This window comes from Streptomyces sp. OfavH-34-F, assembly GCF_022347745.1.
GTDB lineage: Bacteria > Actinomycetota > Actinomycetes > Streptomycetales > Streptomycetaceae > Streptomyces.
Window position 1 is genome coordinate 1 of record NZ_JAKRGC010000209.1, and the last position, 11,201, is coordinate 11,201.

At 70.9% G+C, this 11,201-nt stretch carries 10 protein-coding genes; all 10 read left to right on the plus strand.

What is annotated here, in order from left to right; translation table 11 throughout:
* The first annotated feature begins 188 nt into the window (after positions 1 to 188).
* The 10 genes from uvrC (at position 189) to pgi (ending at position 11,168) form a co-directional block, all read left to right on the plus strand.
* Positions 189 to 2,219 (plus strand): excinuclease ABC subunit UvrC, encoded by a 2,031-nt coding sequence (gene uvrC, locus MHW47_RS24705; RefSeq protein ID WP_239225978.1) that lies wholly within the window; start codon positions 189 to 191, stop codon positions 2,217 to 2,219.
* Positions 2,216 to 3,181 (plus strand): RNase adapter RapZ, encoded by a 966-nt coding sequence (gene rapZ, locus MHW47_RS24710; protein ID WP_239225979.1) that lies wholly within the window; start codon positions 2,216 to 2,218, stop codon positions 3,179 to 3,181. The genes uvrC and rapZ overlap by 4 nt, the downstream gene beginning before the upstream one ends.
* The gene (gene yvcK / locus MHW47_RS24715; protein ID WP_239225980.1) at positions 3,178 to 4,212 is read left to right on the plus strand and encodes a uridine diphosphate-N-acetylglucosamine-binding protein YvcK; all 1,035 of its coding nucleotides are present in this window, start codon (positions 3,178 to 3,180) and stop codon (positions 4,210 to 4,212) included. The genes rapZ and yvcK overlap by 4 nt, the downstream gene beginning before the upstream one ends.
* Entirely contained in the window at positions 4,203 to 5,192 is a 990-nt protein-coding gene (gene whiA, locus MHW47_RS24720; protein WP_030919772.1) for a DNA-binding protein WhiA, read from the plus strand. The genes yvcK and whiA overlap by 10 nt, the downstream gene beginning before the upstream one ends.
* A gap of 259 nt (positions 5,193 to 5,451) precedes the next feature.
* On the plus strand, positions 5,452 to 6,462 hold the full coding sequence (gap, locus tag MHW47_RS24725) for a type I glyceraldehyde-3-phosphate dehydrogenase (RefSeq protein WP_073968324.1): 1,011 nt from the start codon (positions 5,452 to 5,454) through the stop codon (positions 6,460 to 6,462).
* A 111-nt stretch (positions 6,463 to 6,573) separates the two neighbouring features.
* Positions 6,574 to 7,785, plus strand: a complete 1,212-nt coding sequence (pgk, locus tag MHW47_RS24730) for a phosphoglycerate kinase (protein WP_239225981.1) — start codon at positions 6,574 to 6,576, stop codon at positions 7,783 to 7,785.
* Between the two features lie 6 nt (positions 7,786 to 7,791).
* Positions 7,792 to 8,568 carry a triose-phosphate isomerase gene (gene tpiA, locus MHW47_RS24735; RefSeq protein WP_239225982.1) on the plus strand — a complete coding sequence of 259 codons (777 nt, stop codon included), beginning with the start codon at positions 7,792 to 7,794 and terminating at the stop codon, positions 8,566 to 8,568.
* Positions 8,569 to 8,677: 109 nt separating this feature from the next.
* On the plus strand, positions 8,678 to 8,911 hold the full coding sequence (secG, locus tag MHW47_RS24740) for a preprotein translocase subunit SecG (protein WP_239225983.1): 234 nt from the start codon (positions 8,678 to 8,680) through the stop codon (positions 8,909 to 8,911).
* Between the two features lie 109 nt (positions 8,912 to 9,020).
* Entirely contained in the window at positions 9,021 to 9,356 is a 336-nt protein-coding gene (locus MHW47_RS24745; protein ID WP_073864697.1) for an RNA polymerase-binding protein RbpA, read from the plus strand.
* 159 nt (positions 9,357 to 9,515) lie between these two features.
* Positions 9,516 to 11,168 (plus strand): glucose-6-phosphate isomerase, encoded by a 1,653-nt coding sequence (gene pgi, locus MHW47_RS24750; RefSeq protein ID WP_239225984.1) that lies wholly within the window; start codon positions 9,516 to 9,518, stop codon positions 11,166 to 11,168.
* Positions 11,169 to 11,201 lie beyond the last annotated feature (33 nt).

Below are 11,201 nucleotides of genomic sequence, written 5' to 3' on the forward strand. Positions count from 1 at the left end.
GGGGGCGCGCTCGCCGTCCTCGCCCTGTGCGGCGTCACGGCCGTGCGGCTGCGCGGCCGCCGGCGGAGGGGGTGATCGGGCCCCGCCCCTGACCCCGCGCTCCGGGACGGGTGACCCCACCCCCGCCCCGGAGCGCGGCGAACCGCGCGCACCCCGCGCTGTCACCGCCCGCAAGTAGGGTGGTGGGCATGGCAGACCCCTCCAGCTACCGCCCCAAGCCGGGACAGATCCCCGACTCCCCGGGGGTCTACAAGTTCCGCGACGAACACCGCCGGGTGATCTACGTCGGGAAGGCCAAGAGCCTGCGCCAGCGGCTGGCCAACTACTTTCAGGACCTCTCCGGCCTGCACCCGCGCACGCGCTCGATGGTGACCACCGCCGCCTCCGTGGAGTGGACCGTCGTCGCCACCGAGGTCGAGGCGCTCCAGCTGGAGTACTCCTGGATCAAGGAGTTCGACCCCCGGTTCAACGTCAAGTACCGCGACGACAAGAGCTACCCCTACCTCGCGGTCACGCTGAACGAGGAGTTCCCCCGCGTCCAGGTGATGCGCGGCGCCAAGAAGAAGGGCGTGCGCTACTTCGGCCCCTACGGGCACGCCTGGGCGATCCGAGAGACGGTCGACCTGATGCTCCGCGTCTTCCCCGTCCGCACCTGCTCCGCCGGGGTCTTCAAGAACGCCGCCCGCACCGGCCGCCCCTGCCTCCTCGGCTACATCGGCAAGTGCGCGGCCCCCTGCGTCGGCCGCGTCACCCCCGAGGAGCACCGCGAACTGGCCGACGGCTTCTGCGACTTCATGGCCGGGCGCACCGGCACCTACATCCGCCGCCTGGAGAAGGACATGATGGCGGCGGCCGAGGAGATGGAGTACGAGCGGGCCGCCCGGCTGCGCGACGACGTCGAGGCGCTCAAGCGCGCCATGGAGAAGAGCGCCGTCGTCCTCGCCGACGCCACCGACGCCGACCTGATCGCCCTCGCCGAGGACGAGCTGGAGGCCGCCGTCCAGATCTTCCACGTCCGGGGCGGCCGGGTCCGCGGCCAGCGCGGCTGGGTCACCGACAAGGTGGAGAACGTGGACACCTCCGGCCTCGTGGAACACGCCCTCCAGCAGCTGTACGGCGAGGAGAGCGGCGACGCCGTCCCCAAGGAGGTCCTGGTCCCGGCCCTCCCCGAGGACCCGGCCGCCGTCTCCCAGTGGCTCGCCGGCCGGCGGGGCTCCCAGGTCAGCCTGCGCATCCCGCAGCGCGGCGACAAGAAGGACCTGATGGTCACGGTCCAGCGCAACGCCCAGCAGGCCCTCGGACTCCACAAGACCAAGCGCGCCTCCGACCTCACCACCCGCTCGCGGGCCCTGGAGGAGATCGCCGGGGCCCTGGACCTGGACACCGCCCCGCTGCGCATCGAGTGCTTCGACATCTCCCACCTCCAGGGCGACGACGTCGTGGCCTCCATGGTCGTCTTCGAGGACGGCCTGGCCCGCAAGGGGGAGTACCGCCGCTTCCAGATCAAGGGCTTCGAGGGCCAGGACGACGTCCGCTCGATGCACGAGGTGATCAGCCGCCGCTTCCGCCGCTACCTCCAGGAGAAGGAGCGCACGGGGGAGTGGGAGCAGGCCGAGGGCCCGGCCCCCACCGGCCCCGTACCGGCCGGGGACGGCGCGGGCGAGGAGTCCGCCGGGCCCCGCGAGGACGACGGACGGCCCAAGCGCTTCGCGTACCCGCCCCAGCTCCTCGTCGTGGACGGCGGACAGCCGCAGGTAGCCGCCGCCAAGCGGGCCCTGGACGAGCTGGGCATCGACGACATCGCCGTCTGCGGCCTCGCCAAACGCCTCGAAGAGGTCTGGCTGCCGGACGACGACGACCCGGTGGTCCTGCCCCGCTCCAGCGAGGGCCTCTATCTCCTCCAGCGCATCCGCGACGAGGCCCACCGCTTCGCCATCACCTACCAGCGCGCCAAGCGGGCCAAACGCATCCGCTCCAGCCCCCTGGACGCCGTCCCCGGCCTGGGGGAGACCCGGAAACAGGCCCTCATCAAGCATTTCGGCTCCGTGAAGAAGCTGCGGCAGGCGACAATCGACGACATCTGCGAGGTCCCCGGCATAGGCCGCAGGACCGCGGAATCCGTGGCCGTCGCCCTGGCTGCGGCCGCCCCGGCCGCACCCGCCGTGAACACGGCCACAGGAGAGATCATGGAAGAGGACGACGGGGGCACGACGACATGACCGACCACGCACACGAACACGGGCACGACCGCACGAACCGAGCAGACGGAGCAGCACACGTGAGTACGGGCACCCAGACCGAGACGGGCGACACGGCCGCGGCCATCCCCGAACTGGTGATCATCTCCGGCATGTCCGGAGCCGGGCGGAGCACCGCCGCCAAGTGCCTGGAGGACCTCGGCTGGTTCGTCGTCGACAACCTGCCGCCCGCCCTGATCCCCACCATGGTGGAGCTCGGCGCCCGCTCCCAGGGCAACGTGGCCCGGATCGCCGTCGTCGTCGACGTGCGCGGCCGCCGCTTCTTCGACAATCTGCGCGAATCCCTCGCCGACCTGGACGCCAAGGGCGTCACCCGCCGGGTGGTCTTCCTGGAGTCCTCCGACGACGCGCTGGTCCGCCGCTTCGAGTCGGTCCGCCGCCCCCACCCCCTCCAGGGCGACGGCCGCATCGTGGACGGCATCGCCGCCGAACGCGACCTGCTGCGCGAACTGCGCGGCGACGCCGACCTGGTCATCGACACCTCCAGCCTCAACGTCCACGAACTGCGCGCCAAGATGGACGCCCAGTTCGCCGGCGACGAGGAACCCGAGCTGCGGGCCACGGTGATGTCGTTCGGCTTCAAGTACGGCCTGCCGGTCGACGCCGACCTGGTGGTCGACTGCCGCTTCCTGCCCAACCCGCACTGGGTGCCGGAGCTGCGCCCCTTCACCGGCCTCAACGAGGAGGTCTCCTCGTACGTCTTCGACCAGCCGGGCGCCAAGGAGTTCCTCAACCAGTACACGGAGCTGCTCCAGCTCGTCGCCGCCGGCTACCGCCGCGAGGGCAAGCGCTACGTGACCATCGCCGTGGGCTGCACCGGCGGCAAGCACCGCTCCGTGGCCATGTCGGAGAAGCTGGCCGCCCGGCTCGCCACCGAGGGGATCGAGACCGTGCTCGTACACAGGGACATGGGGCGCGAGTGACCAGTCGCAATATGCGTCTGCGCCGGCTGCGCAGGGGAGTCCCCTCGCCGCTCGGCCGCAAGCGCGGCGCCCAGCCCAAGGTCGTCGCCCTCGGCGGCGGCATGGGCCTGTCCGCCTCGCTCACCGCGCTGCGGCGGATCACCGGCGACCTGACCGCCGTGGTCACCGTCGCCGACGACGGCGGCTCCAGCGGCCGGCTCCGCGAGGAGCTGGGCGTGCTGCCGCCCGGCGACCTGCGCAAGGCGCTCGCCGCCCTGTGCGGCGACGACGAATGGGGCCAGACCTGGGCCCAGGTCATCCAGCACCGCTTCCAGTCCAGGGGCGACCTCCACGAGCACGCGGTCGGCAATCTGCTGATCGTCGCCCTCTGGGAGCAGCTCGGCGACCACGTCCAGGCCCTGGACCTCGTCGGCAAGCTCCTCGGCGCGCACGGCCGGGTGCTGCCCATGTCCGCCGTGCCGCTGGAGCTCCAGGCCCTGGTCAAGGGCCACGACCCGGACCGCCCGGACGACGTGGACACGGTGCGCGGCCAGGCCACCGTCGCCCTCACGCCCGGCGAGGTCCAGTCGGTGCACGTGGTCCCGGCCGACCCGCCGGCCGTCCCTGAGGCGGTCGCCGCCGTCCGGGACGCGGACTGGGTGGTCCTGGGCCCCGGCTCCTGGTTCTCCTCGGTCATCCCGCACCTGCTCGTCCCCGAACTGCTGGACGCGCTGGTCGAGACCCAGGCCCGTAAGGTCCTCTCGCTGAATCTCGCACCGCAGCCCGGTGAAACAGAAGGCTTCTCACCGCAGCGTCATTTGGAGGTTTTGGGACGACACGCCCCTAAACTCGCCCTGGACGTGGTGCTGGCCGACGAGGCCGCCGTGCCCGACCGCGAGTCCCTCGCCGACGCAGCCAAACGGCTCGGTGCGGCGGTCGAGCTGGCGCCCGTGGCCTCACCCGACGGCGTTCCGATCCATGATCCGGAGCTGTTGGCCGCCGCGTACGACCGTATTTTTCGGATGCATGGAAGGATCGGCCCATGGCGATGACGCCCGCGGTGAAGGACGAAATCTCTCGGCTTCCCGTGACCCGGACCTGCTGCAGAAAGGCGGAGGTCTCGGCGATTCTTCGGTTCGCGGGTGGCCTCCACCTGGTCAGCGGCCGGATCGTGATCGAGGCGGAGCTGGACACCGCGATGGCGGCGCGCCGGCTCAAGCGGGACATCCTGGAGATCTTCGGGCACAGCTCGGAGCTGATCGTGATGGCCCCCGGCGGGCTGCGGCGCGGCTCGCGGTACGTCGTACGGGTGGTGGCCGGCGGGGACCAGCTGGCACGCCAGACGGGCCTGGTCGACGGCCGGGGCCGGCCCATCCGCGGCCTTCCCCCGCAGGTGGTCTCGGGGGCCACCTGCGACGCCGAGGCCGCCTGGCGCGGCGCCTTCCTGGCGCACGGCTCGCTCACCGAGCCGGGCCGCTCCTCCTCCCTGGAGGTGACCTGCCCCGGCCCGGAGGCCGCGCTCGCCCTGGTCGGCGCCGCCCGCCGGCTCTCCATCGCGGCCAAGGCGCGCGAGGTGCGCGGCGTGGACCGGGTCGTCGTCCGCGACGGGGACGCGATCGGCGCCCTGCTCACCCGGCTCGGCGCCCATGAGTCGGTGCTGGCCTGGGAGGAGCGCCGGATGCGCCGCGAGGTCCGGGCCACGGCCAACCGCCTCGCCAACTTCGACGACGCCAACCTGCGCCGCTCCGCCCGCGCCGCCGTCGCCGCGGGCGCCCGCGTGGGCCGGGCGCTGGAGATCCTGGGCGAGGAGGTCCCGGAGCACCTGGCGGCGGCCGGCCGGCTGCGCATGGAGCACAAGCAGGCGTCGCTGGAGGAGCTGGGCGCCCTCGCCGACCCGCCGCTGACCAAGGACGCCGTCGCGGGCCGCATCCGCCGGCTCCTGGCGATGGCCGACAAGCGGGCCCAGGACCTGGGCATCCCCGGCACGGAATCCACTCTCAGCGAAGAGCTGGCGGACGGCCTGGTCGGCTGAGCCGCGCCGCGGGTCCGCACCCCGCGCGGGGAACGGCCCGCAGGCCCGCGGGCGTTGACGCTGCGTAATCGCCGCAGGAAGCGGCGGAGGGCGGCCTGAAGCCCGTACTCCTACTGGGGAGTACGGGCTTTCCGCGTTCCTCCGGCCCCGCTCGATGTCACCCCGGCGGCTCCGGAGAGGTAGGGTCGTAGGCGGTCGGGGACATCCCATACAACTCGCCGGCGTCGAAAACCGGCGTACCTAACGAGGAGATCGGTTCGTGACGATCCGCGTAGGCATCAACGGCTTTGGCCGCATCGGTCGCAACTACTTCCGCGCGCTGCTCGAGCAGGGTGCGGACATCGAGATCGTGGCTGTCAACGACCTGGGTGACACCGCGACCACGGCCCACCTGCTGAAGTACGACACCATCCTGGGTCGTCTGAAGGCAGAGGTCAGCCACACCGCCGACACCATCACCGTCGACGGCCACACCATCAAGGTGCTCTCCGAGCGCAACCCGGCCGACATCCCCTGGGGTGAGCTGGGCGTCGACATCGTCATCGAGTCGACCGGCATCTTCACGAAGAAGGCCGACGCCGAGAAGCACATCGCCGGTGGCGCGAAGAAGGTCCTCATCTCGGCCCCGGCCAAGGACGAGGACATCACCATCGTGATGGGCGTCAACCAGGACAAGTACGACGCGGCCAACCACCACGTCATCTCCAACGCGTCCTGCACGACCAACTGCGTCGCCCCGATGGCCAAGGTTCTCGACGAGAACTTCGGCATCGTCAAGGGCCTCATGACGACGGTCCACGCGTACACCAACGACCAGCGCATCCTGGACTTCCCGCACTCGGACCTGCGCCGCGCCCGCGCCGCCGCCGAGAACATCATCCCGACCACGACGGGTGCCGCCAAGGCCACCGCCCTGGTCCTGCCCCAGCTCAAGGGCAAGCTCGACGGCATCGCGATGCGCGTCCCGGTCCCGACCGGCTCCGCCACGGACCTGGTCGTGACCCTGCAGCGCGAGGTCACCAAGGACGAGGTCAACGCCGCGTTCAAGAAGGCCGCCGACGACGGCGACCTCAAGGGCATCCTGTACTACACCGAGGACCCGATCGTGTCCTCGGACATCGTCAGCGACCCGGCGTCCTGCACCTTCGACTCCTCCCTGACCATGGTCCAGGAGGGCAACACGGTGAAGATCCTCGGCTGGTACGACAACGAGTGGGGCTACTCCAACCGCCTCGTCGACCTCACCGTCTTCGTCGGCGGCCAGCTCTGAGCACCGCCGCACCGGCAGGCATCTCGATGTGAGCACGGGGCTCGAACAGCGCGACGCTGCGCTGTTCGAGCCCCCTCGCATGCTCCCTCGTCCTCCAAGGAGTCCAGACAGATGAAGACGATCGACGCACTTCTCGCCGAAGGGGTCGCCGGCAAGCGGGTATTCGTCCGCGCCGACCTCAACGTGCCGCTCAGCGGCACCACCATCACCGACGACGGCCGCATCCGCGCCGTCGCCCCGACCGTCCGCAAGCTGGCCGAGGCCGGCGCACGGGTCGTCGTCGCCTCGCACCTGGGCCGCCCCAAGGGCGCCCCGGACCCGGCGTTCTCGCTGGCCCCCGCCGCCACGCGGCTCGGTGAACTCCTCGGCGCCGACGTGGCGTTCGCGACCGACACGGTCGGCGAGTCCGCCCGCGCCACCGTCGCCGCGCTCACCGACGGCCGGGTCGCCGTCATCGAGAACCTCCGCTTCAACCCCGGCGAGACCTCCAAGGACGACGCCGAGCGCGGCGCCTTCGCCGACCAGCTCGCCGAACTGGCCGACCTGTACGTGGGCGACGGCTTCGGCGCCGTCCACCGCAAGCACGCTTCGGTCTTCGACCTCCCGGCCCGCCTCCCGCACGCCGCGGGCGACCTGATCGCCACCGAGGTCGGCGTCCTCAAGAAGCTCACCGACGACGTCCAGCGCCCCTACGCGGTGGTCCTCGGCGGCGCCAAGGTCTCCGACAAGCTCGGCGTCATCGACCACCTGCTGGAGCGCGCCGACCGCATCCTGATCGGCGGCGGCATGGCGTACACCTTCCTCAAGGCCCAGGGCCACGAGGTCGGCAGCTCGCTGCTCCAGGAGGACCAGATCCCGGCCGTCCAGGAGTACCTGCGCCGCGCCGAGGAGAAGGGCGTGGAGTTCGTGCTCCCCGTCGACGTCGTCGTCGCGCCCGCCTTCCCGGACCTCAAGACCAAGGCCCCGGCCCACCCGGACACCGTCCCCGCCGACGCCATGCCGGCCGGGCAGATGGGCCTGGACAACGGCCCGGAGACCAACAAGCTCTACGCATCGAAGCTCGCCGACGCGGCCACCGTCTTCTGGAACGGCCCGATGGGCGTCTTCGAGCACCCCGACTTCGCCGAGGGCACCCGGGCGGTCGCCCAGGCCCTCGTCGACTCCTCGGGCTTCAGCGTGGTCGGCGGTGGCGACTCCGCCGCCGCGGTCCGCATCCTGGGCTTCGACGAGAACGCGTTCGGACACATCTCGACCGGTGGCGGTGCCAGCCTCGAATACCTCGAGGGCAAGACGCTCCCCGGCCTCGCCGCTCTGGAGGACTGACCTTTCATGACCACTCGCACCCCGCTGATGGCGGGCAACTGGAAGATGAACCTCAACCACCTCGAGGCCATCGCCCACGTCCAGAAGCTCGCCTTCGCCCTGGCCGACAAGGACTACGACGCCGTCGAGGTCGCCGTCCTGCCGCCCTTCACCGACCTGCGCTCCGTGCAGACGCTGGTCGACGGCGACAAGCTGAAGATCAAGTACGGCGCCCAGGACATCTCGGCGCACGACTCCGGCGCGTACACCGGTGAGATCTCCGGCCCCATGCTCGCCAAGCTGAAGTGCACCTTCGTCGCCATCGGCCACAGCGAGCGCCGCCAGTACCACGGCGAGACCGACGAGATCTGCAACGCCAAGGTGAAGGCCGCCTACCGGCACGACCTGACCCCGATCCTGTGCGTCGGCGAGGGCCTGGACGTCCGCAAGGCCGGCGAGCAGGTCGCGTACACCCTCGCCCAGCTCGACGGCGCCCTCAAGGACATCCCGGCCGAGCAGGCCGAGTCCATCGTGATCGCCTACGAGCCGGTCTGGGCCATCGGCACCGGCGAGGTCGCCACCCCCGAGGACGCCCAGGAGGTCTGCGGTGCCATCCGCGCCCGCCTGGCCGAGCTGTACTCGCAGGAGCTGGCCGACGCGGTCCGCATCCAGTACGGCGGCTCCGTGAAGTCCGGCAACGTGGCCGCCATCATGGCCCAGCCCGACGTCGACGGCGCCCTGATCGGCGGCGCGGCGCTGGACGCCGACGAGTTCGTCAAGATCGTCCGCTTCCGCGACCAGTGAGTATGCGGTAGCGCCGATCCGTCGTACCCTTGCGGGGGCCGAGGAGGGCAGCCTCCCGGCCCCCGTGGTTCGCCTAAGCAGTCAGATTTCCGGAAAGTAGGGACCAGCCGTGGTTTTGGGGTTCGAGATCGCCCTGATCATCTTCAGCCTGCTGCTGATGCTGCTGGTGCTCATGCACAAGGGCAAGGGCGGTGGCCTCTCCGACATGTTCGGCGGCGGCATGCAGTCCTCCGTCGGCGGTTCCTCGGTCGCCGAGCGCAACCTCGACCGGATCACCGTCGTGGTCGGTCTTGGCTGGTTCGTGTGCATCGTGGTCCTCGGTCTGCTCATCAAGCTGGACTGACCCCGCGTACGCGATTCCTGGTGAGGGTGTAACTCCTTTCACTGGACGCGCGTTGGGCCATACGTAGACTGGGGCATCCTCGAGCACCATCACGCAGGGAGTTACGACCGTGGCAAGTGGCAACGCGATCCGGGGAAGCCGGGTCGGAGCGGGGCCGATGGGGGAGGCCGAGCGCGGCGAGTCCGCGCCACGGCTCCGCATCTCCTTCTGGTGCTCGAACGGGCACGAGACGCAGCCCAGCTTCGCCCACGACGCGCAGGTGCCGGACACCTGGGACTGCCCGCGCTGCGGTTTCCCGGCCGGCCAGGACCCGGAGAGCCCGCCGGACCCGCCGCGCACCGAACCGTACAAGACGCACCTCGCGTACGTACGGGAGCGGCGCAGCGACGCGGACGGCGAGGCCATCCTCGCCGAGGCCCTCGCGAAACTCCGCGGCGAGATCTAGCCACACCCCCGGCCGGACACCTCTGGGTGCCCGGCCGGAGTGCTTCCCGGGAAAGGCCCTGCGCCGCAGCCCGCTGTTGTCACGTCCGGCCGCCTGATCAATTAGGTTGGAGGGGCAGCGGGGAACTGCGGTTACGAGAGAAGTGGGCTGATGTCCGGGATGAACGCAACTAGCCGTACCAGGCTCAACCAGACGCCGGAATGGGCGGCGCTGGGCAAGCACCGTGAGCAGCTCGGGTCGATCCATCTGCGCGAACTGTTCGCGGACGACCCGGCGCGCGGCACCGGGTACACCCTGCGGGTCGGCGACCTGCACCTCGACTACTCCAAGCACCTGGTCACCGACGAGACCCTGGCGCTGCTGCGCGCACTGGCCGCCGCCACCGACGTCGCCGGCCTGCGCGACGCCATGTTCCGCGGCGAGAAGATCAACACCACCGAGGACCGCGCCGTCCTGCACACCGCGCTCCGCGCCCCGCGCGACGCCGTGATCGAGGTCGACGGCGAGAACGTGGTGCCCGCGGTGCACGCGGTGCTCGACAAGATGGCGGCCTTCTCCGACCGGATCAGGTCGGGGGAGTGGACCGGCCACACCGGCAAGCCGATCAAGAACGTCGTCAACATCGGCATCGGCGGCTCCGACCTGGGCCCCGCCATGGCGTACGAGGTGCTGCGCTCCTTCACGGACCGCTCGCTGACCTTCCGCTTCGTCTCCAACGTGGACGGCGCCGACCTGCACGAGGCCGTGCGCGACCTGGACCCGGCCGAGACGCTGTTCATCATCGCGTCGAAGACCTTCACCACGATCGAGACGATCACCAACGCCACCTCCGCCCGCGACTGGCTGCTGACCGGGCTGAGGGCCGGTCAGGAGGCCGTCGCCAAGCACTTCGTGGCGCTGTCCACCAACGCCGGGAAGGTCGCCGACTTCGGCATCGACACGGCCAACATGTTCGAGTTCTGGGACTGGGTCGGCGGACGCTACTCCTACGACTCGGCCATCGGCCTCTCGCTGATGATCGCCATCGGCCCGGACCGGTTCCGCGAGATGCTCGACGGCTTCCACCTCGTCGACGAGCACTTCCGCACCGCCCCCGCCGAGGAGAACGCCCCGCTGCTGCTCGGCCTGCTGGGCGTCTGGTACGGCGCGTTCTTCGACGCCCAGTCCCACGCCGTGCTGCCCTACAGCCACTACCTGTCCAAGTTCACCGCGTACCTCCAGCAGCTGGACATGGAGTCCAACGGCAAGTCCGTGGACCGCGACGGCCGTCCGGTCGACTGGCAGACGGGCCCGGTCGTCTGGGGCACCCCCGGCACGAACGGACAGCACGCCTACTACCAGCTGATCCACCAGGGCACCAAGGTCATCCCGGCCGACTTCATCGGCTTCGCGCAGCCCGTCGAGGACCTGCTGCCCGGCCTGGTCGCCCAGCACGACCTGCTGATGGCCAACTTCTTCGCCCAGACCCAGGCCCTCGCCTTCGGCAAGACGCCCGAGGAGGTCCGCGCGGAGGGCGTCCCGGAGGAGCTGGTGGCGCACAAGACGTTCCGGGGCAACCACCCCACGACGACGATCCTCGCCGACCGGCTGACCCCGTCCGTGCTGGGCCAGCTCATCGCGCTCTACGAGCACAAGGTCTTCGTCCAGGGCGCGATCTGGAACATCGACTCCTTCGACCAGTGGGGCGTCGAGCTGGGCAAGGTCCTGGCCAAGAAGATCGAGCCCGTGCTGACCGGGGGCGAGGGCGGCGAGCGGCTGGACAGCTCGACCGCCGCGCTGGTCTCCGCCTACCGCGAGCTGCGCGGGCGCTGAGCCCCGGCGGCCCCGGGGCCCCACCCCGCCCCG